Origin of the sequence: Agromyces sp. H66 (assembly GCF_004959775.1) — a bacterium.
In the GTDB taxonomy this organism is placed as follows: domain Bacteria; phylum Actinomycetota; class Actinomycetes; order Actinomycetales; family Microbacteriaceae; genus Agromyces.
This window is the reverse complement of the sequence record NZ_SJZG01000011.1, coordinates 90,821-117,130: the sequence shown is the minus strand read 5'-3', so window position 1 is coordinate 117,130 and position 26,310 is coordinate 90,821. Positions and strand designations below refer to the sequence as shown.

The window sequence follows — 26,310 nt, the reverse complement described above, 5'->3', positions numbered from 1 at the left end:
GGCGTGCCGGGCGGGCCCTCGGCGTTCGTCAGTCGGGCGCGCCGGCGTCCTCGAGCCCGACGCAGCCGCCCTCGGCGGGGATCGCGGCGACCGCCGGCGAGAGGTCGGCGATCGCCGTCGATCCCGACACCACGTCGTTGTCGACGAGCACCTCCACGGCGGGCGTGCGGCCGTAGGTCGTGAACAGGAACCTGGGGGCATCGGAGTCGTCGATGATCCAGTCCACGCCGTCGACGCTCACGCACCGGTCGGTCGTCGGCCCGGGCGGTTCGACGCCGCAGCGGAGCAGCACGGCGGCCGGCGTGCCCCACGCGCCCGTTCCCTGGGCGTTGGTCTCGCGCTCGGCGAGGCCGGCCACGGTGTCGGGCAGGCGCACCACGACCGCGGCGCAGTCGGGGTCGGTCGCGTGGGGCGCGGCGTCGAAGGTGACCGCCTGCGCGCAGCCGGCGAGCACGATGCCGCCGGCGATCGCGAGCGCGGTCGTGAGCACGGTTCGGGGGAGTCCGCGGGGGCGGCGGGCGGCTGGGTGGGGCATCGATCTCAGGCTACCGTGAGTGGCATGGAACGAGCTGCGCGCCCCGACGGTCCCACGATCGCGGAGCTCGGCGAGAGCGCGGTGCTCGCCCGCATCCTGCCGCGCCTCACGCCCGGCGACGCGACGCTGCTCGGCGCCGGCGACGACGCCGCGGTGGTCGCGGCCGCCGACGGTCGTTTCGTCGTGACCACCGACATGCTGGTGCACGGCCCCGACTTCCGCCTGGCCTGGTCGACGCCGTTCGAGCTCGGATGGAAGGCCGCGGCCACGAACCTGACGGATGTCGCCGCCATGGGCGCCCGTCCCACCGCGCTCGTCGTGGCCGTGGCCGCGCCGCCCGCGACGCCGGTCGCCGTGCTCGAGGGCTTCGCCGACGGGCTCCGCGAGGGCCTCGCCGCACTCGCCCCCGGCGCGGGCGTGGTCGGGGGCGACCTGTCGGCCTCATCGGTGCTCACCATCGCGGTGACCGCCTTCGGCGATCTCGAGGGTCGTGCGCCCGTGCTGCGGTCGGGTGCGCGCGTCGGCGACGTGGCCGCGCACGCGGGCGAGCGCGGCGCCGCGGCGCGCGGGCTCGCCCTGCTCTTCGCGGAGGGCACGGATGCCGAGGGCGAGCCCGACGCGGCGAGGGCGCGTGCGGTGCGGGCGCGGCATCCCGAGCTCGTTCGGGCCCAGGTCGCGCCCGAGCCGCCCGTCGCGGCCGGCGTCGTCGCGGCGCTCGCGGGTGCCACGTCGATGATCGACGTCTCCGACGGGCTCGCCCGCGATGCGCGTCGCATCGCCGAGGCGAGCGGCGTCGGCCTCGACTTCGAGGCATCCGCCATGGGCCCCGACCTGCGCGTCGCGCTGGCCGGCGCCGAGGACCACGGCCTGCTCGCGACCTTCCCCGCCGGCACGACCCTTCCCGAGCCGTTCCAGGTCGTCGGCCGCGTGGTGGACGCGCCCGGACAGGTGCTCGTCGACGGGGAGCCGGTCGGTTCCGACGGCTGGGATCCCTACGCCGGCTGGGACGGCCGTTCGGGCTGAGCCGGCGGCTCATCGTGGGCCGGCGGCCGATCGTCGGCGCGGGCCCACCAGAGCGTCGTCTCGCCGTAGTCGCGGCGGCGTTCGGGCACGATGCCCTCTGGCCAGGCGGGCTCGGGCGAACGCGAGCTGCGCTCGACCACCACGACCGCGTCGCGGGCGAGGAGCGGCGCGAGCAGGGCCAGGTCGTGCGCGAGCGCGCGCTCGCCGGACTCGTACGGTGGATCGATGAAGACGAGGTCGAAGTCCCCGACGGCCGACTCGAGGTAGCTCGCGACCGGGCGCGCGACGACGCGCACCCGCGTCGGACTCCCGCGGAGCGCCCGGCCGACCGCGTCGGCGTTGCGGCGGCAGACGTCGGCGGCGCCCTTCGCGCGCTCGACGAGCACCGCCTCGGCCGCGCCCCGGCTCGCGGCCTCGAGGCCGAGCGCCCCCGAGCCGGCGTACAGGTCGAGCACGGCCGCGCCCTCGATGGCGTCGCGCGCCTCGAGCGCCGAGAAGATCGCCTCGCGCACGCGGTCGCTCGTGGGCCGCGTTCCGGAACGCGGCACGGCGAGGGTGAGCGAGCCGGCGGCACCGGCGATGATGCGGGTCATGTCCTCGGCAGCCTAGCGACGACGCCACGGGCTGTCATGCCCGCGCGACGCGGTCGCATCCGCTGCAATGATGGTGGGGTGGATGACTCGACCGACCAGGTGCCCGCCGAACCGTCCCGTCACCGTGGTGACGAACAGCAGATGATCGACCGACTGTGGGACTTCCGCGATCCCGCCGCCAGCGAGGAGCGGTTCCGCGAGGCCGCAGACGACGACACGCACACCGCGCACGTCCGCGCCGTGATGGCGACCCAGCTCGCGCGTGCGCTCGGGATCCAGGGCCGGGCCGCGGAGGCGTTCGACGTGCTCGACTCGACCGCGTCGGAGGGCATCCCCGCCGACGACGTCGAGCGCGACGCCGCGGAGGTGCGCGCGCGCATCGCCATCGAGCGCGGGCGGATCCTCGCGGCCGACCCGGAACGGCGACCCGAGGCCATCCCGGTGCTGACCCGCGCGGTGCGCGAGGCCGCGCTCGCCGGTTCGCCGTTCCTCGTGCTCGACGCCCTGCACATGCTCGCACTCAACGACGCCGGCCACGAGGAGGAGTGGGCCGCCGAGGGGTTCGACGTGCTCGCGGGATCCCGCGATCCGCGCGTGCTCCGCTGGGGCGTCGCGTTGCACAACAACCTCGGCTGGACCAAGCACGACGCCGGCGACGCGCTGGCCGCGCTGCACCACTTCGAGCAGGCCGTCGACGCCGCCGACCGGTACGGCACCACCGAGCAGCAGCACGTGGCCCGCTGGTCGGTCGCACGGTGCCTGCGCACGATCGGGCGCGCCGACGAGGCGCTCGAGCTGCAGCGCGAGCTCGCCCGGGCCCGCCCCGACGACCCCTACGTGCAGGCGGAGCTGGCTGCCCTGACCGAGGTGGAGCCTACGATCGAGGCATGACGGCCGAAGGAGCGGATGCCGCGGGCGCCGGGCGGTTCACGCTCGACACACGCCTGGCCGGCGCGCTCGGCGGACGCACCGCGCAGGCCGTGGAGCGCGCGTTCGGGTACCGCACCGTCGGCGACCTGCTCGGCCACTACCCGCGGCGCTACGCGCTGCGCGGCGAGCTCACCGCGCTCGCGAGCCTGCCGCTCGACGAGAACGTCACGATCGTGGCTGAGGTGCTCGAGGTGCGCGTGCGCGAGATGCGCCAGCGGCGCGGGTCGATCCTCGAGGCCAAGATCTCCGATGGCACCGGCATCCTGACGCTCACGTTCTTCAACCAGAAGTGGCGCGAGAACGACCTGCGCCCCGGCCGTCGCGGCATCTTCGCCGGCAAGGTCGGCGACTACAAGGGCAACCGGCAGCTCGCCCATCCCGACTACGAGCTGTTCGACGACGACGTGCCGCGCTCGGCGGGCGACGCGGCCGCCAAGCGGTGGGCGGAGGCGCCGATCCCGATCTATCCCGCCACGGGGACCCTCGCGAGCTGGCAGCTGGCGAAGGCGATCGCGCTGCTCCTCGACGGACTCGGCCCGCTCGACGACCCGATCCCCGACGCCGTTCGCGCCGCCAGGTCGTTGCTCGACCAACGCGGTGCCCTCGAGGCCGTGCACCGACCCGAGGCCGAGTCCGACTGGAAGGCGGCGCGCCGCACGCTCCGGTTCACCGAGGCGTTCGTGCTGCAGACCGCCCTGCTCCAGCGCCGCACCGAGCTTCGGGCGCACACCACGACCGCGCGGCATCCGTCGGCCGGCGGTTTCCTCGAACGGTTCGACGCGTCGCTGCCGTTCCCGCTCACCGGCGACCAGCGCGCCGTCGGCGCCGAGATCTCCGGCGACCTCGAGCAGCCGGTGCCCATGAACCGCCTCGTGCAGGGCGAGGTGGGCTCGGGCAAGACCGTCGTCGCACTCCGGGCCATGCTCGCCGTCGCCGACTCGGGCGGCCAGTCCGCGCTCCTGGCACCCACCGAGGTGCTCGCCGCGCAGCACCTGCGCTCGATCGTGCGCATGCTCGGTCCCGAGCTCTCCGCCTCGCTCGTGCCCACCCTGCTCACCGGGCAGCTGTCGGCGGCCGAACGGCGCAAGGCGCTGCTGCGCGCCGCGGCGGGGCAGGCCCGCATCGTGGTCGGCACGCACGCGCTCATCGGCGATGCGGTCTCGTTCGCCGACCTCGGACTCGTGGTGGTCGACGAGCAGCACCGGTTCGGGGTCGAGCAGCGCGAGGCGCTGCGACTCAAGGGACAGCACCCGCCGCATGTGCTCGTGCTCACCGCGACCCCGATCCCGCGAACCGTCGCCATGACCGTCTTCGGCGACCTCGACGTGTCGACCATCCGGGAGCTGCCCGCCGGCCGGGCGGGCATCGAGTCGTTCGTGGTGCCGCTCGCCGAGCGCCCGGGGTGGCGGGCTCGGGTGTGGGAGCGGCTCGCCGAGGAGGTCGAACAGGGCCGCCAGGGTTTCGTCGTGTGTCCGGCGATCGACGCGAAGGCCGTCGAGGACGACCCCGACGCGCTGGAGCCCGAGGCCGCCGACGGCCGCAGCGGCGGGCTGGCGGCATCCGTCGCCTCGATCCTCGCTGAGCTCGAGGCGCACCCGCGCTTCGCCGGGAAGCGCGTCGCGGCGCTGCACGGACGCATGGGATCCGACGAGAAGGACGCCGTGATGCGCGCGTTCGCCGCGGGGGAGCTCGACGTGCTCGTCGCCACGACGGTCATCGAGGTCGGCGTCGACGTGCCGAACGCGAGCGCCATGGTGGTCGTCGACGCGGACCGGTTCGGCGTCTCGCAGTTGCACCAGCTGCGCGGGCGCGTCGGGCGCGGCGCCGTGCCGGGCCTGTGCCTGCTCGTGACGGCCGCCGAGCCGGGCTCGCTCGCGCTGCAGCGCGTCGAGGCCGTCGCGGCGACGCTCGACGGCTTCGAGCTCGCCCGCGTCGACCTCGAGCTGCGGCAGGAGGGCGACGTGCTCGGCGCCACGCAGTCGGGCGGGCGGTCGTCGCTGAAGCTGCTGCGCGTCGCACGGGACGGCGACCTCATCGCCGACGCCCGCGAGCTCGCCGCGGAGGTGCTCGCCGCCGACCCCGGGCTCGAGCGGCACGGCGCACTCGCCGCCGAGGTCCGACGCCGCCTGGACGCCGAGACGAGCGGATTCCTGAGCAAGGGCTGAGACTCTCGGGCAGTGCTTCCCGTCCCGTTCCCGGGCACTACGCTGGGGGTTATGCAGCGGATCGCCGTCGTCCCAGGATCGTTCGACCCCGTCACGCTCGGCCATCTCGACGTCATCGGCAGGGCCGCCGGGCTCTACGACGAGGTGCACGTCGTCGTCGTGCACAACCCCGACAAGTCCGCGCTGCTGCCCATCGCCGAGCGCGTGGCCCTCATCGAGAAGTCCATCGCCGACGCCGGCCTCGACGGGCGCATCGTCGTGGCGTCGTGGAGCATGGGACTGCTCGTCGACTACTGCACCGACGTCGGCGCCTCCGTGCTCGTGAAGGGCATCCGGTCGCAGGTCGACGTGGCGTACGAGACGCCCATGGCCATCGTGAACCGGCACCTCGCGGGCGTCGAGACCATGTTCATGCTGACCGATCCCGCGCACGCGCACGTGTCCAGCTCCCTCGTCAGGCAGGTGGCCGCGCTCGGCGGCGACGTCTCGCCGTACGTGCCCCAGGTGGTGTCCGAGTTCCTGCAGGCGGCGATGACGCCATGAGCGAGGCAGCGGTCACGGTCGGCGGTACCGGCACGCCCGACGCACCTGACGTCGTGATGGGCATCGACGAGGTCGGCTCGCGTGCCGCGGCGGTCGTGCAGAACGTCGAGACCGTCATCGCCGGCAAGCGCGACGCCGTCACCGCCGCCCTGACGGTGCTGCTCGCCGAGGGGCATCTGCTCATCGAAGACGTGCCGGGCGTCGGCAAGACGATGCTCGCGAAGGCGCTCGCCCGTTCGGTGGACTGCAGCGTCAGTCGCATCCAGTTCACGCCCGACCTCCTGCCGAGCGATGTCACGGGGGTCTCCGTCTTCGACCAGGCGAGCCGGCGGTTCGAGTTCAAGCGCGGGCCCGTCTTCGCGAACATCGTCATCGGCGACGAGATCAACCGCGCGAGCCCGAAGACCCAGTCTGCCCTGCTCGAGTGCATGGAGGAGCGCCAGGTCACCGCCGACGGCACGACGTACGTGCTCGACCTGCCGTTCACCGTGGTCGCGACGCAGAACCCCGTCGAGATGGAGGGCACGTATCCGCTGCCCGAGGCCCAGCGCGACCGATTCATGGCCCGCATCTCGATGGGCTACCCCTCGCCGGCCGACGAGCTGGCCATGCTGTCGACGCGCGAGACGTCGAGCCCGCTCGAACGCCTGGCAACGGTCGTGACGCTCGGCGAACTCCGCGCCATGATCGCGGCCGTGCAGCACGTGTTCACGTCGCAGCCCGTGAAGGAGTACGCGGTCGAGTTGGCGCGGGCGACGCGCGACGACCGGCAGCTGCGCCTCGGCGCGAGTCCGCGCGCGACGCTGCAGCTCATCCGCGCCGCCAAGGCCCATGCCGCCATGCACGGTCGCGACTTCGTCCTGCCCGACGACGTCGACGCGCTCGCCGTGCCCGTGCTCGCGCACCGGCTCGTGCCGACGAGCCGCGCCGTCGGCGCGCACGACCGCGACAGCGGACCGCTCATCGACGCCATCGTGCGCCGCATCGTGGGGGAGACGCCGGTTCCGGTCGGCAGTGCACGAAGGATCTGACCCATGTTCCGCCCGCGCTCCGTTCGCGTCTCGGCCTGGCCGCGACTGACCAGGCGCGGCGGCTCGCTCATGATCGTGGGCGTGCTGCTCCTGGCGGTCTCGCTGTGGTTCGACCTGCGCGACATCCTGCTCCTGGCGTTCGTCGGCATCGCGATGCCGATCGCGGCGGCGGTGTTCGTCGCGGCGCGCGGCCCCAGACTCTCCGTCACGCGCGTGTTCGCACCTCCGGTCGTCGCGGCGGGAGCCTGGACGCGCGTCTCGATCGTCGTGAAGAACCGCGGCCGGCGCACCTTCGACGGCGCGCATTGGCGCGACACCGTGCCCGACGGACTGATGGGCCCGCCCGAGGCGATCCTGCCGGCCATCGGACCCTACGAGGGCGTCCTCCCATCGGGCGACGACACCGTGCGTCTCGAGTACCGGCTCCGGATGCCGCGGCGCGGCGTCTATTCGATCGGGCCGCTCCGCATCGGGGTGGCCGACCCGTTCGGCCTGGCCCGCATCGACCGCGAGGCGGGCGCGGGGCACGAGGTCGTGGTCACCCCGCGGATCACCCCGCTCGACGCCGCACTCGGCAGCGCCGCGTCCATCGACGGCGTCGTCCACGGGCTTCGTCGGCGGACGCATCCGAACTCCGACGAGCTGATCGCCCGCGAGTACCGCTACGGCGACCCCCTGCGTCGCGTGAACTGGGCGGCGACCGCCCGACGTGGCGAGCTCATGGTGCGCGAGGAGGAGCAGCGCGGCGATCCCGAGGCGCGCATCCTCCTCGACACGACGCTCTCCGGGCGCCCGCCGGGCACCCTGCGTCGGGACGACGACGAGGGGGCGCACTTCGGGTTCGAGCTCGGCATCGAGGTCGCCGCGTCGATCGGCATGCACCTGCTCGAGCGCGGGTTCCGCGTGCGCTGCACGCAGGTCGCGGATCCCGAGCGCGGCGTGATCCCCGGCGCCGCCCACGGCGGTGCGTACCGGATGCCCGGCGGGGACCGCATGCTCCTCGAGGACCTCGCGAGGCTCGACCGCCCGGGCAGGGCTGCGGGGCACGAGGCGGAGCCGGCCCCGTCCGACGCGCACCCCCGTGCGCGCGAGGCGCGTTCACCCGGGTTCGCCGTGCTCGTGGACCCCGACGAGTCGGACGCGCGTGCGCTCGTGGCGCTCCGTCCGACCTTCGAACCGGCGGTCGCGTTCGCCACCGACGGCGTCTCGCGCCTCGTGCTCGACCTCCTCGAGGACGCGGACTGGCGCGTCGTGCGCGTCCGCCGGCCGGCGGAGATCGGCGAGGCGTGGTCGGGCATCGCGACGACGCCGCGTGAGAGGGCGACGCATGCGCCCTGACCTCATGCCGCTCTCGCGCGCGCAGCGACTCGCCCTGACCGCCGCGTCGTTCCTGTTCCTCGTGATCGCGACGATGGCGCTCGGTCCCCTCATCGCGGGCAGCGGCTGGTGGTGGCTGTGCGCATTCATCGCCGCGGGAACGCTGTTCTCGGGCTTCGGCCTGCGTTCGATCCGAACGCCGCCCTCGCTCGTGCCGGTGCTGGAACTCGTGGTGCTGCTCCTCATGCTCACGCTGCTCTTCGGCGGCGGTACGAGCATCGCCCTCGTCGTGCCCACGGCGGGCACGTTCGAGACCTTCGGCGAGCTGATGGCGGGTGCGCAGCGCACGATCGAGCAGCAGTCCGTCCCGGCGGTTCCCGTGCCCCCGCTGACCTTCGCGCTCGCCGTCGGCACCGGGCTGCTCGCCGTCGTCGTCGACATCCTCGTGCAGACCGCCCGCATGCCGGCGCTCGCCGCGGCGCCCGCGCTGGTGCCCGTCCTCATCCCCGGCTTCATCATCGAGGCGGGCGCCGACGTGCCGACCCTGGTGCTCACCGCGGCCGCCTACCTGCTGCTGCTGCGGGTGGACGTGCGCGTGCGCCGACGCGCCCGCCTCGCGGCCGGCGAGGAAGGCGACCAGGCGGCCACCGTGATCGCGCCGAAGCGCGTTCCGATCGTGTCGACGTTCGGCGCATCGCTGGGCCTCGCCGCGGTCGGCCTGCTCGCGGCATCCGTGCTCGCGGCGTCCACGCCGAGCGTCTCCACGAGCCTCCTGCTCGGAAGTCCGTCGCAGGGCACGCTCTTCGCGCGCGGCGTGAGCCCGTTCATCGACCTCGGCCGCGACCTCCGCCGGCCCGAGCCGCTGCCGGCCTTCCACTACTTCGCCCGCGACGGCGACCGGCCGTACTTCACCCTGCTCACGCTCGACCGGTTCGAGGGCGAGGTGTGGGCGCCCACCGAGCGGGCCGTCGACGGCGACAACACCGTCGACCAGATGCCACGGCCCGACGGGCTCTCCAGCGCGGTCGAGACGTCGGAGCACCCGATCGACGTCGTCGTCGACGAGGTGCGCACCACGTGGCTGCCGGTGCCGTACCCGGCCGCGCGCATCGAGGGCCTCAAGGGGTCGTGGTTCTGGGACGACGGCTCGCTCACCGTGCGCAGCGTCGACACCAACACCGGCGGCCAGAGCTACCAGGTGACCAGGCTGGAGGTCGAGCCCACGCCGCAGCAGCTCCGCGCCGCCGATCGCGAGTTCGACGACGAGTTGGCATCGTTCCTCGACCTGCCCGATGAGATGCCGGCGATCATCGGGGAGACGGCGGCGGCCATCACGGCCTCGGCGGCGTCGCCGTACGACGCGGCCGTCGCGATCCAGGCGTACCTGCGCGGCTCCGAGTTCGACTACTCCACCGAAGCACCCGTCGAAGACGGCTACGACGGCGGCGGCTTCGACGTGATCGCGACGTTCCTCGAGACGAAGGCCGGCTACTGCGTGCACTTCGCATCGACCATGGCGGTGCTCGCGCGGGAGTCGGGCATCCCGTCGCGCATCTCGATCGGCTACACCCAGGGCTCGCCCACCGACGAGCGGGTCGACGGTGTCCTGCGCATCGAGGTCGACACCCATGACCTGCACGCGTGGCCCGAACTCTACTTCGAGGGCGTGGGCTGGGTGCCGTTCGAGCCGACGCCGGGCCGGGGCACGGTGCCCGGCTATTCGCGGCCCGGCGCGGGCGAGGAGGGCGCGCCGCCCCTCGCGAGCACTCCGGCCACCGGTCCCGGCTCGACCGGGCGACCCGACATCGACCCCGACACCGGCCTCGCGGGCCCGGTGGTCGACCCCGTCGCCACGGCGACGCAGCTGTGGATCCGCACCGGTGTCGTCGCCCTCGTCGTCGCCGTGCTCCTCCTCGTGCCGGCGGCGTTCCGGCTGAGCCGACGGCTGGCGCGCGTCCGGCGCATCCGCCACGGTGAACGACCGGCGGATGCCGCGTGGGACGAGCTCGCCGCGACCGCCGTCGACCTCGGTGTGGGCGGCAGCGGCGGCGAGACGCCGCGCGAGTTCGCGGCCCGGCTGACCGGGCGCGAGGCGTTCGGCGACGCCGCCGCCCGGGCCGCGGTCGTCCGCCTGCGCGACGCCGTCGAGCGGGAACGCTACGGCCCCGACGGGGCGGGAACGCCGAGTGCCGCGGCATCCGCATCGCTCGTCGACGACCTCGCCACCGCGCGCGCCGCGCTCCTGGCCGACGCGGTGGGCGCCGAGCGGGCGCGCGCGATCCTGATGCCGCCCTCGCTGGTCGACGGCGTCCGCCGGGTGCTCGGCGGACGCATCGCCCGCGGGGCGTAGAATCGTCGATCGTGGCCACTTCGCATTCGCCGTTCCGCGTGAACGTGCGCGACCTCGTGAACCGTCCGGGCGAGATGCGCGAGGAGCACCTCACCGTCCCCGTCGCCGAGCAGATGGGGGAGGGGCTCGTCGCCGTGCGCGAGGGCGCGGAGCTCGACCTCGACGTGCGGCTCGAATCCGTGCACGAGGGAATCCTCGTCACGGCCGAGGTCGACGCGGTCGCCGAGGGCGAGTGCGGGCGGTGCCTCATCGACATCGCCCTGCCCGTCCGAGTCGAGTTCCAAGAGCTTTTCGCGTATCATTCTGGAGAAGCTTTCGAGGTAGAGGTTCAAGACGACCACGTGGATCTTGAACCGCTCATCCGAGATGCGGTGGTGTTGTCGCTACCGTTCCAGCCGGTGTGCCGGCCGGACTGCCCGGGTCTCGATCCCGAGACCGGGGTCCGACTGGCCGATCATCCGGAACTCGTCACCCACGAGCACCGCGACCCGCGATGGGACGCGCTCGCCGGGTTCCAGGCTTCCGAAGACCAGGGCACGGATGTCGCATCCGAGGCCGATCAGCAGAGAGATTGAGAGAGAGTCATGGCTGTTCCGAAGCGGAAGAAGTCACGCGCCAACACCCACGCGCGCCGGTCGCAGTGGAAGGCCGAGGTCCCCACGCTGGTGAAGACCGTCGAGAACGGCAAGGTCACCTACAGCCTCCCGCACCGCGCGAAGGTCGTCGAGGACTCCGCGGGCACCCCGCTGTTCCTCGAATACAAGGGCCGCAAGGTCGCCGACGTCTAGTCGGCCGACGGCATCATCCGACCGGTCGTGACGCGAACGGAGCAGACAGGACACGCTGAGCACACGCTCGGCGACCTGCAGCGGACGCTGCAGGTCGAGGTGGATCCCGACCTGCTCCTGCTCGCGCTCACGCACCGGTCGTTCGCGTACGAGAACGGCGGCATCCCCACCAACGAGCGCCTCGAGTTCCTCGGCGACTCGATCCTCGGGCAGGCCGTCACCGTCAAGCTGTTCCGGGACCACCCCGAGCTCGACGAGGGCGAACTCGCGAAGCGGCGGGCCAGCCTCGTCTCGAGCGTGGCGCTCGCGGAGGTCGGCCGCTCGATCGGACTCGGTCCGCACATCCGCCTCGGTCGCGGCGAGACCATGACGGGCGGCGCCGACAAGCCGTCGATCCTCGCCGACACCGTGGAGGCGATCATCGGAGCCGTCTACCTGGACGCCGGTGGTGAGGCGGCCACCGGGCTCGTGCTGCGCCTCATCAGGCCGCTGCTCAGCGACCCCGAGCGCTTCGGCGCCGCCATGGACCCGAAGACGAGCCTGCAGGAGATCGCGGCGCGGCGCGGCGCCCCGCCGCCCGTCTACACGATCGCCGAGTCCGGACCCGATCACAACAAGCATTTCGTGGCGTCCGTGGTGGTCGGCGATCTCGTCGAGGCGTCCGGCGAGGGCTCGAGCAAGAAGCAGGCCGAGATGGCCGCCGCGCTCGAGGCGTGGACCCGACTGAACTCGCACTGACGTGCCCGAGCTGCCCGAGGTCGAGGTGGTGCGCGCGGGTCTCGCGCCGGCGGTCACCGGGGCGCGGGTGACGGCGGTCGAGGTACTCGACACCCGCGCGCTGACCCGTCACGACGCGGCATCCGGCGACTTCGAGCACCTCGTCACGGGGGCGCGCCTCGGCGCCGCGGTCCGTCGCGGCAAGTTCCTGTGGCTGCCGTTCGGCTCGGACCTGGCGATCGTCGGCCACCTCGGCATGAGCGGGCAGCTGCTGCTTCGGACCCCCGACCATCCGGGCGACGACCGGCACGCGCGCATCCGCTTGCATCTCGAGCACCCCGAGCACGGTGAGCTGCGCGTCGACTTCGTCGACCAGCGCACGTTCGGCTCGCTCGCGGTCGATCGGCTCGTGCCGACCGACGATGGCGAGATCGCCGGTTTCTCGGGGGGCGTCACCGGACCGTGGGCGCGGTCGATCCCGACGCAGGTCGCGCACATCGCACGCGACCCGCTCGATCCGGCGTTCGACGACCAGGCCTTCCTCGACGTGCTCGGGCGACGCGCGTCGGGAGTGAAGCGGGTGCTTCTCGACCAGCACGCGGTCAGCGGAGTCGGCAACATCTACGCCGATGAGGCGCTCTGGGCGGTGCGCCTGCACGGCGAACAGCCCGCGGCATCCGTCTCGCGTCGACGCGCCCGCGAACTGCTCGCGGCCGTGCGCGAGGTGCTGGAGCGGGCCCTGGCCGAGGGCGGCACGAGCTTCGACGAGCAATACGTCAACGTGAACGGGGCATCGGGCTACTTCGCCCACTCCCTGAACGCATACGGCCGGACCGGGCAGCCGTGCCGGCGCTGCGGTACTCCGATCGTGCGCGAGGCGTTCATGAACCGGTCGTCGCACCGATGCCCGCGCTGCCAGCCGCTCCGGCGGCCCCGGCCACCGCTCAGCCGGTGACGTGGGCGCCGCCGGCATCGCCTGCGCGCTGCCAGACCGCCTCGAGGCCGCACCGACGGAACCCGAGCCCGACGTTGATGGCGAGCATGTGCGCGTTCTCGTCGGCGTTCCACGTGTAGACGACGGCGCGTTGCGGAGCGACCTCGGCGAGTCGCACGAGGTTCGCGAGCTTCACGAGCATGCCGAGGCCGTGGCCACGATGGGCGCCCACGACGAGCGTGTCGAACTGGTAGGCGAAGTCGCGTTCGCGCGGCAGCTCGAGCTCGGTGTAGCCCGCGATCTCGCCGTCGTCGGTCACGACTGCGGACACGAGCAGGCTCGTGTCGCCGTCGAGCTCGCGGGACTCGTACTCGCGCACGCGGACGGCGTCCCAGTGCTCCTCGTCGATCGTCAGGCCTCCCGCCGGCACGTCCAGCGCCATGCGCGCCCGGGCCGCCGCGTAGGCGTCGACGAGCCCGGCGGGCGCGCGATCGGTCCAGCGCGCGAGCCGGTAGCCGAGGGCCTCCGCCCGGGCGAGCCGCTCGCCGAGCTCGGCGCGGAACGCCTCGATGCGTCCCGGCACCCGGATGCTGCTGATCCGCTCCAGCTGGCCGAGCGAATACCCGCGCGCCTCGGCGAAGGCGTTGGCGGGCGCGGATGCCGCGAGCACCGCGTCGCCGTCGGGTGCGCGCACGACGGGGCCGGTGGGAGCGGCGCCGTCGTCGGGGTGGTCGGAGTACGCCACGACCTTCGCCCGGCCGAGCTCGCGAGCGTGCTCCTCGGCGGCGACGAGGAGGCGCGAGCCGATGCCCCGACGGCGGTGCGACGGGAGTACCCCGAGGGTGAGCTCGACCGTCTCCGAGCCGGCCGTCAGCTCCCAGGCGAGACCGGCGCGACCCACGATGACGGCGCCGTCCCAGGCGGCGAACTCGGCGTGGCCGCGGCCCGCCGCGTGACGATGCATGGCCAGCAGTCGAGCCGCAGAATCCGCGAAGTGGTCGTGCCCCCAGTTGGCGCGCTCGAGTGCGAACCCCAGGTCGGCGTATGCCTCGAATTCGGCGGAATCGGGGGTGCCGAGGGCGTGGGGGACCGGGATCGGACGGACCTCGACGGACATCCGGACACCCCCTGCGCGGTCTCGACAGCCGCCCAGACTAACCCGGTCCGGTCGCAGGCGGCAAGGGTCGATCCCGCCGACGGCGGCGGGGGCGAACGGCGACGCGTCGTTCCTCGGCTACGCTCGTCGGCAGCGCGCTCGCGAGCCGGAAGGGTGGGACGTGTACCTCAAGAGCCTGACGCTGAAGGGTTTCAAGTCCTTCGCGCAGCCGACGACGTTCGCCTTCGAACCCGGCGTCACGTGCATCGTCGGACCCAACGGCTCGGGCAAGTCCAACGTGGTCGACGCGCTCGCGTGGGTCATGGGCGAGCAGGGGGCGAAGACCCTCCGCGGCGGCAAGATGGAGGACGTCATCTTCGCCGGCACCGCGACCCGCGGGCCGCTGGGGCGCGCCGAGGTCAGCCTCACGATCGACAACGCCGACGGCGCACTGCCCATCGAGTACAGCGAGGTGACCATCTCGCGCACGCTCTTCCGGAACGGCACGAGCGAGTACGCGATCAACGGCGAGACCTGCCGTCTGCTCGACGTGCAGGAGCTGCTGAGCGACTCGGGTCTCGGCCGCGAGATGCACGTCATCGTGGGGCAGGGGCAGCTCGACGCCGTGCTGCACGCGAGCGCGGAGGATCGCCGCGGCTTCATCGAGGAGGCCGCGGGCATCCTGAAGCACCGACGGCGCAAGGAGAAGACGCTCCGCAAGCTCGATGCCATGCAGGCGAACCTCACGCGCCTCTCCGACCTCGCCGGGGAGATCCGCCGCCAGCTGAAGCCGCTCGGCCGACAGGCCGAGGTCGCGCGCGAGGCGGCCACCATCGCGGCGGTCGTACGCGACGCCCGTGCGCGCCTCCTCGCCGACGAGGTCGTGGGTCTGCGCCGCGCGCTCGATGAGCACGGCCGCAGCGAGCACGAGCGACACAGCGAGCGCCTCGTGCTCCAAGACGAGCTCGAGCAGCACCAGGCACGCGTCGCCCGGCTGGAGGCCACCTACCTCGGCGACGACGTCGACACCGCGCGTTCCACCAGCCACGCGCTCGAATCGGCACAGGAGCGCCTGCGCGCCCTCGACGCCCTCGCCCGCCAGCGCATCGCCCTGCTGAGCGCCGAGGCCCAGCCCGCCGAGGCCGCGCCGACCGTCTCACGCGCCATGATCGACGAGGCGACGGACGGACTGGACGCGTTCACCGGCGCGGTCGCCGACGCGGCATCCGGCCTCGAGACCGCCGTCGCGGCCACGCGCACCGCGCGCGACGAGCTCGACGCGGTGGACGAGCGCATCGCCGCGCAGAGCGCGCGCGTCACCGCGTACGACCTCGAGCTCTCGAAGCTCGCGGGTCAGGTCGACACCGCCGCCTCCCGCCTCGCGACCGTGCGCGGCGAGGTGCTCCGGCACGCGAACGCGCTCGCCGCCGCCGCCGAGCGTCGTGACGCCGCCGCCGCCCAGCTCGCGCGCGCCGAGGCCGAGGCGGACGCCGGCGACGGCGCCGAGAGCGACCTCGACGAGGCGTACGAGCTCGCCCAGGCCGCCGTCTTCGAGGCGGAGGCCGAGATCGAGCGGATCCGCGACGAGTTGCACGGTCGCGAGCGCGAGCAGGGCGCCCTTGCCGCGCGCACAGCCGCCCTGTCGCTCGCGCTCGACCAGAAGGACGGCTCGGCGGCCCTCGTGGCGGCCGAGGTCGCCGGCGTGCGGGGCCTGCTGGCCGAGTCGCTGCAGGTCGAGCCCGGGTACGAGCCCGCGATCGCGGCCGCGCTCGGGTCGCTCGCCGACGCCGTGCTCGTCGACGACCGCGCCGCCGCGTTCCGCGCGCTCGAGCACGCCGTGCACGGCGAGCTGGGCCGGGTCGCGCTCACGCTCGCCGACGTGGGACCGGCGCCGAGCGCACTTCAGCCGGTCGGCGGCCTCGTTCCGGCGGCCGACGTCGTGACGGCCCCCGACGGCGTCGTCGCGCTCCTCGCGGAGGTGCTCGTGGCCGACGACCTCGCGGCCGCCCGGGCCGCAGAACCCGCCCTCGCGAGCCTCGACCGCCCCGTCACCGTCATCACGAAGGATGGCACGGTCGCCGGGCGCTACGTCATCCGCGGCGGCACCGGCCGCGAGCAGAGCCGCATCGAGCTCATCGCCGAGCGCGACCGCGCCGGCGCCCGCCTCGAGGAGGTGCGCGCCCTCATCGAGCGCTCCCGCGCCGACCTCGCCGAGCAGCGCACGATCCTCGAGCGCTCCAAGGAGCAGGCGAAGGCGGCGCTCGCCGCGCTCCGCGAGTTCGACGCGAAGCTCGCCCAGCGCACCGAGCAGCTGAACCGGGCCCGCGTGCAGGCCGAGGCGGTCGACGCCGAGACCGAGCGACTCCGCCAGGCCGCCGCCAACGCCGAGGAGCGCGTCGCCGACGCCGAACGCGCCGCCGACGAGGCCCGCGCCGCGCTCGACGCCGCGAAATCCGTCGCACGACCGGTGCTCGACGCGTCGGAGCGCGACGGCGCGCTGGCGGCGCTCGAGCGAGCGCGCGAGCGGGAGGTCGAGGCGCGGCTCCGGCTCGAGACGGCCAAGGAGCGCGTTCGCGCCGAGGAGGCGCGGGTGCGGGCCATGGAGCGCCAGTTCGAGGCCGAGCAGCAGGCGGCGGCGGATGCCGCGCGCCGCGCCGTCATCCGCCGGGCCCAGCTCGAGGCGGCCACCCGGGTCGCCGCGTCGCTGCCCGCGGCCCTCGCGTCGGTCGACGCGTCGGTCGCCGAGGCGCGCGTCGCCCTCGGACGCGCCGAGGCGGAACGGGCCAGCCGCAACGAGGAACTGCAGCGCGTGCGCCGCCAGGAGGCCGCCGTCCGCGAGCGCCTGCACGCGGTGACCGAGGACGTGCACGGCCTCGAGCTCAGGATCTACGAGAAGAAGCTGCACGTCGCAGGCCTCGTCGAACGCGCGGAGTCGGAACTCGGACTCACCGAGGACGTGCTCATCGCCGAGTACGGACCCGAGATCCCGGTGCCGGCCGAGCACGACGACGACGAGCCGCGCCCGTTCGCGCGCGAAGAACAGCAGCGCCGGCTCGCCGCCGCGGAGCGGAAGCTCGCCCAGCTCGGCCGCGTGAACCCGCTCGCCCTCGAGGAGTTCGCCGCGCTCGAGCAGCGGCACCAGTTCCTCACCGAGCAGCTCACCGACCTCGCGAACACGCGCAGGGACCTGCTCACGATCATCGAGGAGATCGACGGCAAGATGGAGGCCATCTTCCGCGGTGCCTTCGAGGACACGCGCGAGGCGTTCGCCGAGGTCTTCCCCGTGCTCTTCCCGGGCGGCACCGGCAGCATCTCGCTCACCGATCCCGAGAACCTGCTGACGACCGGCATCGAGGTGAGCGTGAAGCCGGCCGGCAAGAAGATCGAGCGGCTGTCGCTCCTCTCGGGCGGCGAGCGCTCGCTCGCGGCCGTCGCGCTGCTCATCGCGATCTTCAAGGCGCGGCCGAGCCCGTTCTACATCATGGACGAGGTCGAGGCGGCCCTCGACGACGCGAACCTGGGCCGGCTCCTCACGACCCTCGAGGACCTGCGCGAGTCGAGCCAGCTCATCGTCATCACGCACCAGAAGCGCACCATGGAGATCGCCGACGCGCTCTACGGCGTCTCGATGCGCCAGGACGGCGTGTCCGCCGTCGTCGGCCAGCGCGTGCGCGAGGACCGCGAGGCGAAGGCGAGCTGAGCCGTCGGGATGCGCCGCCTCCCGCGTCCGCCCCGCGTCCGCCCGCATCACCCCGCGTCCGCCCGGCGTCCGCCAGCATCCGCCCGGCGTCCGCCAGCATCCGCCCGGCGTCCGCCTGCATCACCCCGAGTCCAGAATTCAGGAGCCCGTCGGCGGCAGCGGATGGATGATTCGGTGCCGGGCTGGCTCCGTCGCAGCATCCGCTACCGAGTTCCGTGTTCTCGAGGATCGTGCGGGCGCCGGCCGCCAAGTGCACCCGCGCTCCTGAATTCTGAATGCACCTCGCGTCGGCCGGCAGCCGGCCGGCAGCCGACCGGGGCTCAGGTGAGTCGGCGGTCGCCCGGCGCGAGCACACGGAACCACCGGTACCCGTACGCGTCGAGCTCCACGTCGACGCGGCCGCGGTCGTCGAGCTCGTCCGCGGTCACCGCGAACTGGTCCGACAGCAGCGCGCCCTCGGGATGCGGTCCGAGCTCGAGGGTCACCGTGACCGGCCGGGGTGCGAAGTTGTGCACCGCGACGAAGCGCAGGTGGTCCTCGACGATCCGGTGCGCCAGCACGGTCGGCTCGCCCACGTCGAGCAGCTCGAACCGGCCCCAGCCGATCTCGGGCGACGCGCGGTAGCGCGCGGCGAACGCCCGGATCGTCGCGAGCAGCGAGAGCGGGTCGTGCATCTGCGCTTCCACGTTCACGTGTTCGGGGGCGTACCCGTCGGACGGCGGCGTCGCCACGAGCCGGCTCGGGGCGACCTGCGAGAACCCGCCGTTCTTCCCGCCCGTCCACTGCATCGGCGTGCGCACGCTCTGGCGCTTGCCCATCTCGCCGTTCTCGCCCATGCCGATCTCCTCGCCGTAGAAGAGCACGGGCGTGCCCGGCAGCGAGAAGAGCAGGCTGTAGACCATCCGCACCCGGCGCGGGTCGCCCTCCAGCATCGGCGGCAGCCGGCGCACGATCCCGCGGCCGTACACCCGCATCCAGTCCTCCGGGGCGAAGGCGTCGAACACCTCCTCGCGTTCCGCGTCGCTCAACTTGTCGAGCGTGAGCTCGTCATGGTTCCGCACGAAGTTCGCCCACTGCTTCTCGGGCTCGAGCTGCGGACGGCGCGCGAGGGTGTCGCGCAGCGGCGTGGCATCCTGCCGTGCGAGCGAGAGGTACAGCCGCTGCATCGCCTCGAAGTCGAACTGCATCGTCAGCTCGGCGGGGTCGCCCTCGCGTCCGAAGTAATCGAGCTGCTGCTCGTACTCGAGGTTCACCTCGCCGAGCAGGATCGCCTCGCTCGCCCGTCGCTGCAGGTATCGGCGCAGGTCGCGCATGAGCTCGTGCGGGTCGCCCACGTCCTCGCCGTCGGGCGGCTCGATGAGGAACGGCACCGCGTCCACCCGGAACCCCGAGATGCCGAGCTGCAACCAGAACCCGACCGTCTTGGCGATCTCGTCGCGCACGTCGGGATTCGCGATGTTCAGGTCGGGTTGGTGGCGGTAGAAGGAGTGCAGGTAGTGCTGTCCGGTGGGCTCGTGCCACTCCCAGACTCCGTCCTCCTCGCCGGGGAAGACGCTGGCGGGCGGGTTCGGCGGCACCTCGTCGCGCCACACGTAGAAGTCGCGGTACGGCGAGTTGCGGCTGCGCTTGGCCGACTGGAACCACGGGTGCCGGTCGGATGTGTGGTTCATGACCAGGTCCATGATCACGCGGATGCCGCGATCCTGCGCCGCCCGCGTGAACGCGACGACGTCGCCGAGCGAGCCGAACCTCGGGTCCACGCCGACGAAGTCGACGATGTCGTAGCCGTCGTCGAGGTCGGGCGACGGCTGGAACGGCATGAGCCAGATGCACGTCACGCCGAGCTCGGCGAGATGGTCGAGCCGCTGGGCGAGCCCTTCGAAGTCGCCGCAACCGTCGTCGTTCCAGTCCATGAACGTCTCGATGTCGAGGCAGTAGACGACGGCCGTCTTCCACCAGAGGTCGCCGCGATCGGTGACCCTCATCGGCCCGCCTCCCTGAGGTCGGGGAGCACGCGCTCGCCGAAGGCGTGGATGAACGCGTCCTGTTCGGTGCCCACGTGGTGCAGGAAGATGCGGTCGACGCCGAGCTCGGCGATGCCGGCCAGGTGGTCGAGGTGGCGCGACGTGTCGGCGGAGGCGACCAGGGTCTCGGCGACCTGCTCGGGCGTGACCTCCGCGGTGCGCTCGTCGAACTCCTCGGGCCGCTCGAGCTCCCACGCGAGGTGGGCGGGCACGAGGCTCTGCCGCCATTGGTCGTGCGCGATCGCGAGCGCCTCCTCGTCGGTGTGCGCCCAGCTGAGGTGCACCTGCACGGCGACCGGACCGTCGCCGCCGGCCTCGCGATAGGCGTCCATGACCTCCCGGAGCGCGTCGGGCGACTGGTCGATGGTGATGATGCCGTCGGCCCAGGCGGCGGCGTCGCGGGCGGTCTCGGTGCTCACCGCGGCCGCGAGCAGCGGCGGCGGCACCTCGGGGAGGCTCCAGACGCGGCCCCGGTCGACGCGGATCAGTCCGTCGGTCGTGACCTCCTCGCCGGCGAGGAGGCGCCGCATGACGTCGACGGTCTCGGCGAGCCGCGCGTCCCGCTCCTCCTTCTCGGGCCAGGGGTCGCCGGTGACGTGTTCGTTCACGGCCTCGCCGCTGCCGATGGCGGCCCAGAACCGTCCGGGGTACATCTGGCCGAGGGTCGCGATCTTCTGCGCCGCGATCACCGGGTGGTAGCGCTGCCCCGGCGCGGTCACCACGCCGAGCGAGAACCTCGTGGCCTCGAGCGCGGCGCCGAGCCAGCTCCAGGCGTACCCCGAGTGGCCCTGGCGGACGCTCCAGGGCTCCAGGTGGTCGCTGCACATCGCGGCGTCGAAGCCCGCCTCCTCGGCGAGCTTCACGGCGTGGAGCAGGGCGCCGGGCGGGAGCTGTTCGTGCGAGGCGTGGAATCCCACGATCGTCATGCGCATTCCTTCCGTTCGGTTCGAGGGTGTCGCCGGCCCACGGAGGCGGCAACCCCTTGCAATAGGCTCGAGGGCATGGCAGAACACGCATCCTGGTCGCTCGGTGCGACCCTCCGCGGGGTCTTCGGGGCGAGGACGATCGGCGAGGACACGTGGGAGGACCTCGAGTCCGCGCTCATCCGGGCCGACTTCGGCCCCGCCGTCACCGAGGAGATCATCGAGGACCTGACCGCGAAGGTGGACCGCTACCGCACCACCGACCCGCGGGACGTCCAGCGGATGCTGCGCGAGCTCATCGAGGAACGACTCTCGAAGTACGATCCGACGCTGAAGCTCACCGAGCGCCCCGCCGTGGTGCTCGTCGTGGGTGTGAACGGCGTCGGCAAGACCACGACGATCGGCAAGTTCGCGCGGTTCCTGCGCAACTACGATCGCACCGTGCTGGTCGGCGCCGCCGACACGTTCCGTGCGGCCGCCGTCGACCAGCTCGCGACCTGGGCCGAGCGCGCGGGCGCGGGCATCGTGCGTCCCGAGCGCGAGGGCCAGGACCCGGCATCCGTCGCCTTCCAGACGGTGGAGCAGGCCAAACGCGACGGCACCGAGATCGTGATCATCGACACCGCCGGCCGCCTGCACACCAAGGGCGGGCTGATGGACGAGCTGTCGAAGATCAAGCGCGTGCTCGAGAAGCAGGCGCCCATCAGCGAGGTGCTGCTCGTGCTCGACGCGACCACCGGGCAGAACGGCCTCGCGCAGGCCGAGGCGTTCATCGAGCACGGCGGCGTCACCGGGCTCGTGCTCACGAAGCTCGACGGCAGCGCGAAGGGCGGCTTCGTGCTGGCGGTGCAGGAGAAGACCGGACTGCCGATCAAGCTGATCGGCCAGGGCGAGGGCATCGGCGACCTCACGGGGTTCACGCCGCACGTCTTCGCACAACAACTCGTGGGGTAGGGGAGGACGGCATGGCCATCGAACACGACTACTTCGGCCTCATCGGCGACTACTGGTCGGAGCGCAAGGAGTTCGGCGACCAGGACGTCGAGGTCGTGCTCGACGCCGACGCCGACCTCGTGTCGTCGGCGGCGCTCGACGCGGCGGCCGTCATGGTGGGCGAACTCGAGCTCATCGACGACGAGTTGCGTTCGGCGTTCGTGACCCAGCTCGACTCCGGTCGCAGCCCCGTGACGCGCTTCCTGCGCACGGTGCTCGACGACGAGTACGCCGAGGCGACGGATGTCGCGATCACGCGCGAGTCCGGCGACCGCGACATCGACGCGCTCCGCTCGCTGAGCCTCGTGCGGGTCGACCTCCGCCCCGATGCGGACGGCGACGGCGAGGTCTTCGCGGAGTTCGAGTACGGCCTCGCCCCCGAGGACGTCGACGCCCGGCTCGTGGCGACGATCGACATCGGGCGCGAGATCGTCGACGTGCGCTACGACGGCTGACCCCGGCCCGCTCAGCGGGGACGCATCCGCTCTCGCCTAGAATCGAACAACCATGGCTACCTTCGGAAACCTGTCTGACCGCCTCGCCGAGACCTTCAAGAACCTCCGCACCAAGGGCAAGCTGTCGGCCGCCGACGTCGACGGCACCGTGCGCGAGATCCGGCGGGCCCTGCTCGATGCCGACGTCGCGCTCGACGTGGTCAAGCAGTTCACCGCGCACGTCCGCGAACGCGCGCTCGGCGATGAGGTCAACCGCGCGCTGAACCCGGCGCAGCAGGTCGTGCAGATCGTCAACGAGGAGCTGGTCGCGATCCTCGGCGGCGAGCAGCGGCGCCTGCAGTTCGCGAAGAACCCGCCGACCGTGATCATGCTCGCGGGCCTCCAGGGCGCCGGCAAGACGACCCTCGCGGGCAAGCTCGCGAAGTGGCTCGTGAAGGACGGCCACACGCCCATGCTCGTGGCGGCCGACCTGCAGCGTCCGAACGCCGTCAACCAGCTCCAGGTCGTGGGCGGACAGGCGGGCGTCACCGTGTTCGCGCCCGAGCCGGGCAACGGCGTCGGCGACCCCGTGAAGGTCGCGAAGGACGCCATGCAGCACGCGACGCGTTCGCAGCACGACGTGGTGATCATCGACACCGCCGGCCGGCTCGGCGTCGACGCCGAGATGATGAAGCAGGCCGCCGACATCCGCAGGGCGACGAACCCCGACGAGGTGCTCTTCGTCATCGACGCGATGATCGGCCAGGACGCCGTGACCACGGCGAAGGCGTTCCAGGACGGCGTCGACTTCACGGGTGTCGTGCTCTCGAAGCTCGACGGCGACGCGCGCGGCGGCGCCGCGCTCAGCGTGGCATCCGTCACCGGCCGACCCATCATCTTCGCGTCCACCGGTGAGGGCCTCGACGACTTCGAGCCGTTCCACCCCGACCGCATGGCGAGCCGCATCCTCGACCTCGGCGACATCCTCACGCTCATCGAGCAGGCGCAGCAGGCCTTCGACGAGGAGGAGGCTCGCAAGGTCGCCGAGAAGCTCGCGACCGAGCAGTTCACGCTCGAGGACTTCCTCGCGCAGATGCAGCAGCTCCGCGGCGCCGGGTCGATCAAGAAGATGATCGGCATGCTGCCGGGCGCGGGCGGCATGAAGCAGCAGCTCGAGAACTTCGACGAGCGCGAGATCGTGCGCACCGAGGCGATCATCCAGTCGATGACCCCGGCCGAGCGGCGCAACCCGAAGCTCCTGAACGGCTCGCGGCGGCTGCGCATCGCGAAGGGCTCGGGTATGACGGTGACCGACGTGAACCAGTTGGTGCAGCGCTTCGAGCAGGCCGCGAAGATGATGAAGACCGTGGCGCGCGGCGGGGTGCCGCAGATCCCGGGCATGGGTCCGATCCCGGGCGCCGGCGGGTACGGCGGCGGCAGGCGCCAGGCCGCGAAGGGCAAGAAGAAGTCGGGTTCGCGGTCGGGCAACCCCGCGAAGCGCGCCGCCGAGAACGCGGCCATCGCCTCGGGCGTGTCCCCGTCCGGCCAGGGGTCCGCTCCCGCGGGCTCGGGCTTCGGCCTGGGCGGCGGCGCGCCGAAGGGCGCGCCGAGCGAGGAGGAGCTCGCCGCCCTGCAGAAGTTCCTCGGCCGCTAGCGGCCGGCGCCGGCCAGGCGCGCCTCGATCTCCCGCATCCGGTCGATCTCGATCGCCTGCGCCGTGGCGATGGCGCGAGCCCACCGGGCGACGGCCGGGTCGCCCGCCTCTGCGAGCCGGGCCTCGGCCATCTCGACGGCGCCCAGGTGGTGCGGCACCATCGCCGCGAGGAACAGCTCGTCGAACGCGGGCCCGTCGAGTTCGGCCGCGCGGTCGAGCGTCGACCGGCTGATCTCGCCGCGCATCGTCACGCCGTGATCGTGGTCGGCGTCGGCTGAGTCGCGCGTGCGACGCCGTTCCAGCCATGACCGCATGGATGCCGCCTCGGCCGCCTGGGTCACCCGCATGCGGCTCGCGAGGTCGGCCAGCTCGGCGTCGGCGGCACGCGCGGCGGCGAGGTCGCCCAGCTCGACGGCCTGTTCGTGGTGCACGACCATCGCCTCGATGAACGCGACATCGGCCGCCGTGGCGTCCTGGTCCTGCGGCGGGGGCGAGGAACCGCCGCCGTCGGGCGAGGACGACCCGCGTGGGGGAGCGGGCGTGACGAACGCGGTGCCCGCCGCCGGCTCGTCGGGCGCCATGCAGGCCGGCAGCACGAGCGTGGACGCTGCCGAGAGTGCGATGGCGGCGGCGAAGCCGAGGCGGTGCGCCGGACGGCGCGGGCGGTGGGCCGAGTGGTGCGGCCGCGGCATCCGGTCGCTCACGGCCTGCTCCGACGGCGGGCGAGTACGGCGAAGGCGCCGGCGCCCACCACGAGCAGCACGGCGAGGGCCGCGAGGAACGGCCACCACGGCAGGCCGCTGCCGGCGGGCTCGACATCGGGTCCGGGCTCGGGGTCTGCGACGTCGACGATCCCGATCGCGAGCCGCGGCGCCGACGTGTCGCCGCGGACGACGAGGTCGTACCGTCCGGCGTCGAGCGGGCCCGGGACCGTCACCTCGGTCGCGGCGAGCGAGCCGTCGGCGCCCGCGGTGACCGTCGCGAGCACCGCCTGCGTCGGCATCCACCAGACATCGGCGGTCTCGCCCGGCTCGAGCGACCCGGGCGGCAGCGACACCGTCACCGTCGCCGCTGCGGCGGGCGCCAGCGTGGCCGGCTCCACCACCAGCGTCTCGAGCGGCGCGCGCTCGGCCTCCGGCACGACGGGCGCCTCGCGCCATACCCACGCGTACTCGGGCTGCGTCTGCGGGTTCAGACCCGAGTCGTCGTAGCGCGTCGCGTCGGCGAAGATCGGGTCGGTGAGGCGCAGCACCTCCAGCCCCTCGTACATGTCGCTCGCGTAGAGGTAGCCGCGGTACGGGTACACCGACCAGATGCCCGCCGTGTAGTCCATGGAGTACCCGTAGTCGGGCCGGTCGAACCAGGTGAGCTCGACCGGCGCCGCGGGATCGGTGAAGTCGATCACCGAGACCCCGCCCTCGAGCCACGCCTGCGCCACGATGAAGCGGCCCGGCACGGGCACGAGGCCGCCCGAGTGCGCGACGCACTTCTCCAGGTCGGACTGCGTGCGCGGCAGCTTGTACGTGCCCGCCTTCGCGAGGCCGTCGGGCTGGACGAGCCACACGGCGTCGGCGCCGCGGTCGGCACCGAACGCGGGCGAGCACGTGTTGATGAACCCGTCGCCGAGCTCGTCCTGGAACACGATGCGCGTCGCGTCGTGGTCGAAGATGCCGGAGTGCCAGAACGCCACCGCGGGATCCCGCACCCGCTGCAGCACCACCGGCGCCAGCGGATCGGCGATCGACAGCAGCAGCCCGTCGCCGCGGCAGGCCGCCACCGCGATGCCCTTGGCCGGGTAGGCGGTGATGTCGTGGCATCCGGTCGTCGACCGGGTCTCGGCGCCGCCGGCGACCCGGTCGTCGGGTCCGAAGGCCGTCGCATCGTCGAACAGGTCGAGCTCGGTCACGACCGCCGCGTCCTCGGGGGCGCCGAGGGGCACCTCCACGACCTGCAGGGGGTTGCGGCCCGTGCAGTTGAGGGACGCCCCGCGGCTGTACGCGTTGACGTAGACGAACACGCGCTCGTCGCCCGCGGGGTCGGGCACGATCGTGTGCGTGTGCGACCCGCACCGCGTGCGCACGGCCGCGGCGTAGCGCGGCTCGCGCGGATCGCTGATGTCGAAGATGCGGATGCCCTCCCAGTTCTCCTCCGTCTCGGGCACGCGCCACGCCTGGCAGGAGTCGTCGGACATGGTCTCGTCGATCGACACGATCACGAGGTTGCCGACGGCGCTGATGTCGCCCTGGCCGCCGGGACAGGACACTGCGCTCGTGAGCTCGGGCGCCGTCGGGTCGGCGATGTCCCAGACGGAGAATCCGGCGTAGTTGCCCTGCACGAGGTGGTCGCCCGTGAACGCGAGATCCGAGTTGATGAAGTCGGGGTCGTCGCCCTGCCGGAAGGGATTGTCGCGATGCGCCACCCACTCGAGGCCGGGCCCGATCGAGGGCTCGCGGTCGGCGGGCTGCGCCGCGGCGGACGGCGCGAGCAGGGTGGCACCGAGGGCGGCGATCAGCGCCGCGGCGGCCGGCCCCGTTCGCAGCGCGCCGCGATCGCGCATGGT

General features: G+C 73.1%; 22 protein-coding genes. 15 read left to right on the top strand and 7 right to left on the bottom strand.

What is annotated here, in order from left to right; translation table 11 throughout:
- Positions 1–28: 28 nt before the first annotated feature.
- Entirely contained in the window at positions 29–535 is a 507-nt protein-coding gene (locus EZM51_RS16700; RefSeq protein WP_136709438.1) for a DUF3515 domain-containing protein, read from the bottom strand.
- Positions 536–559: 24 nt separating this feature from the next.
- Here EZM51_RS16700 and thiL point away from each other — a divergent pair, with 24 nt between their 5' ends.
- Positions 560–1,558 carry a thiamine-phosphate kinase gene (gene thiL / locus EZM51_RS16695; protein ID WP_136709437.1) on the top strand — a complete coding sequence of 333 codons (999 nt, stop codon included), beginning with the start codon at positions 560–562 and terminating at the stop codon, positions 1,556–1,558.
- On the opposite strand, the gene rsmD is transcribed toward thiL, so the two are convergent.
- Positions 1,528–2,151 carry a 16S rRNA (guanine(966)-N(2))-methyltransferase RsmD gene (rsmD, locus tag EZM51_RS16690; protein ID WP_136709436.1) on the bottom strand — a complete coding sequence of 208 codons (624 nt, stop codon included), beginning with the start codon at positions 2,149–2,151 and terminating at the stop codon, positions 1,528–1,530. The two genes, thiL and rsmD, sit on opposite strands and share 31 nt — an antisense overlap.
- A 78-nt stretch (positions 2,152–2,229) precedes the next feature.
- On the opposite strand from rsmD, the gene EZM51_RS16685 reads away from it, so the two are divergent.
- The 10 genes from EZM51_RS16685 (at position 2,230) to mutM (ending at position 12,947) form a co-directional block, all read left to right on the top strand.
- On the top strand, positions 2,230–3,042 hold the full coding sequence (locus EZM51_RS16685; RefSeq protein WP_211195960.1) for a hypothetical protein: 813 nt from the start codon (positions 2,230–2,232) through the stop codon (positions 3,040–3,042).
- Positions 3,039–5,246, top strand: a complete 2,208-nt coding sequence (locus EZM51_RS16680; RefSeq protein ID WP_136709435.1) for an ATP-dependent DNA helicase RecG — start codon at positions 3,039–3,041, stop codon at positions 5,244–5,246. Before EZM51_RS16685 ends, EZM51_RS16680 begins: the two co-directional genes overlap by 4 nt.
- 51 nt (positions 5,247–5,297) lie before the next feature.
- Positions 5,298–5,789, top strand: a complete 492-nt coding sequence (gene coaD / locus EZM51_RS16675) for a pantetheine-phosphate adenylyltransferase (protein ID WP_136709434.1) — start codon at positions 5,298–5,300, stop codon at positions 5,787–5,789.
- A 56-nt stretch (positions 5,790–5,845) separates the two neighbouring features.
- A complete protein-coding gene (locus EZM51_RS16670) occupies positions 5,846–6,820 on the top strand; it encodes a MoxR family ATPase (protein ID WP_136709457.1) in 975 nt (324 codons plus the stop codon).
- A 3-nt stretch (positions 6,821–6,823) separates the two neighbouring features.
- Entirely contained in the window at positions 6,824–8,158 is a 1,335-nt protein-coding gene (locus EZM51_RS16665) for a DUF58 domain-containing protein (RefSeq protein ID WP_136709433.1), read from the top strand.
- Positions 8,148–10,487 (top strand): DUF3488 and transglutaminase-like domain-containing protein, encoded by a 2,340-nt coding sequence (locus EZM51_RS16660; protein WP_136709432.1) that lies wholly within the window; start codon positions 8,148–8,150, stop codon positions 10,485–10,487. Before EZM51_RS16665 ends, EZM51_RS16660 begins: the two co-directional genes overlap by 11 nt.
- Before the next feature lie 74 nt (positions 10,488–10,561).
- Complete coding sequence (locus EZM51_RS16655; RefSeq protein WP_136709456.1) at positions 10,562–11,062, top strand: YceD family protein; 501 nt, start codon at positions 10,562–10,564, stop codon at positions 11,060–11,062.
- Positions 11,063–11,071: 9 nt separating this feature from the next.
- Complete coding sequence (gene rpmF / locus EZM51_RS16650) at positions 11,072–11,275, top strand: 50S ribosomal protein L32 (RefSeq protein WP_022887809.1); 204 nt, start codon at positions 11,072–11,074, stop codon at positions 11,273–11,275.
- Between the two features lie 75 nt (positions 11,276–11,350).
- On the top strand, positions 11,351–12,013 hold the full coding sequence (gene rnc, locus EZM51_RS16645) for a ribonuclease III (RefSeq protein ID WP_248305718.1): 663 nt from the start codon (positions 11,351–11,353) through the stop codon (positions 12,011–12,013).
- A 1-nt stretch (position 12,014) separates the two neighbouring features.
- Positions 12,015–12,947 carry a bifunctional DNA-formamidopyrimidine glycosylase/DNA-(apurinic or apyrimidinic site) lyase gene (mutM, locus tag EZM51_RS16640; protein ID WP_136709430.1) on the top strand — a complete coding sequence of 311 codons (933 nt, stop codon included), beginning with the start codon at positions 12,015–12,017 and terminating at the stop codon, positions 12,945–12,947.
- On the opposite strand, the gene EZM51_RS16635 is transcribed toward mutM, so the two are convergent.
- Positions 12,937–14,043, bottom strand: a complete 1,107-nt coding sequence (locus EZM51_RS16635; RefSeq protein WP_136709429.1) for a GNAT family N-acetyltransferase — start codon at positions 14,041–14,043, stop codon at positions 12,937–12,939. The two genes, mutM and EZM51_RS16635, sit on opposite strands and share 11 nt — an antisense overlap.
- A gap of 160 nt (positions 14,044–14,203) precedes the next feature.
- Here EZM51_RS16635 and smc point away from each other — a divergent pair, with 160 nt between their 5' ends.
- A complete protein-coding gene (smc, locus tag EZM51_RS16630; protein ID WP_136709428.1) occupies positions 14,204–17,722 on the top strand; it encodes a chromosome segregation protein SMC in 3,519 nt (1,172 codons plus the stop codon).
- Between the two features lie 320 nt (positions 17,723–18,042).
- Here the strand turns inward: smc and EZM51_RS16625 are convergent, their stop codons facing one another.
- Together EZM51_RS16625 and EZM51_RS16620 are read right to left on the bottom strand one after the other, a co-directional pair.
- Positions 18,043–19,707, bottom strand: coding sequence for an alpha-amylase family protein (locus tag EZM51_RS16625; protein WP_136709427.1), 1,665 nt, complete (start codon positions 19,705–19,707; stop codon positions 18,043–18,045).
- Positions 19,704–20,672, bottom strand: coding sequence for a TIGR03885 family FMN-dependent LLM class oxidoreductase (locus EZM51_RS16620; RefSeq protein ID WP_136709426.1), 969 nt, complete (start codon positions 20,670–20,672; stop codon positions 19,704–19,706). Before EZM51_RS16620 ends, EZM51_RS16625 begins: the two co-directional genes overlap by 4 nt.
- Positions 20,673–20,747: 75 nt before the next feature.
- On the opposite strand from EZM51_RS16620, the gene ftsY reads away from it, so the two are divergent.
- From ftsY to ffh, 3 genes are read left to right on the top strand one after another with little or no spacing between them, the layout of a single operon-like run.
- Entirely contained in the window at positions 20,748–21,623 is an 876-nt protein-coding gene (gene ftsY / locus EZM51_RS16615) for a signal recognition particle-docking protein FtsY (protein WP_136709425.1), read from the top strand.
- An 11-nt stretch (positions 21,624–21,634) separates the two neighbouring features.
- Positions 21,635–22,117 (top strand): DUF2004 domain-containing protein, encoded by a 483-nt coding sequence (locus EZM51_RS16610; protein WP_136709424.1) that lies wholly within the window; start codon positions 21,635–21,637, stop codon positions 22,115–22,117.
- A 52-nt stretch (positions 22,118–22,169) separates the two neighbouring features.
- Positions 22,170–23,750, top strand: a complete 1,581-nt coding sequence (ffh, locus tag EZM51_RS16605) for a signal recognition particle protein (RefSeq protein WP_136709423.1) — start codon at positions 22,170–22,172, stop codon at positions 23,748–23,750.
- On the opposite strand, the gene EZM51_RS16600 is transcribed toward ffh, so the two are convergent.
- Together EZM51_RS16600 and EZM51_RS16595 are read right to left on the bottom strand one after the other, a co-directional pair.
- Positions 23,747–24,454, bottom strand: coding sequence for a DUF305 domain-containing protein (locus EZM51_RS16600; protein ID WP_136709422.1), 708 nt, complete (start codon positions 24,452–24,454; stop codon positions 23,747–23,749). The genes ffh and EZM51_RS16600 overlap by 4 nt on opposite strands.
- Positions 24,451–26,307: a hypothetical protein gene (locus EZM51_RS16595; protein WP_136709421.1), complete on the bottom strand. Its 1,857-nt coding sequence runs from the start codon at positions 26,305–26,307 to the stop codon at positions 24,451–24,453. The genes EZM51_RS16600 and EZM51_RS16595 overlap by 4 nt, the downstream gene beginning before the upstream one ends.
- Positions 26,308–26,310 lie beyond the last annotated feature (3 nt).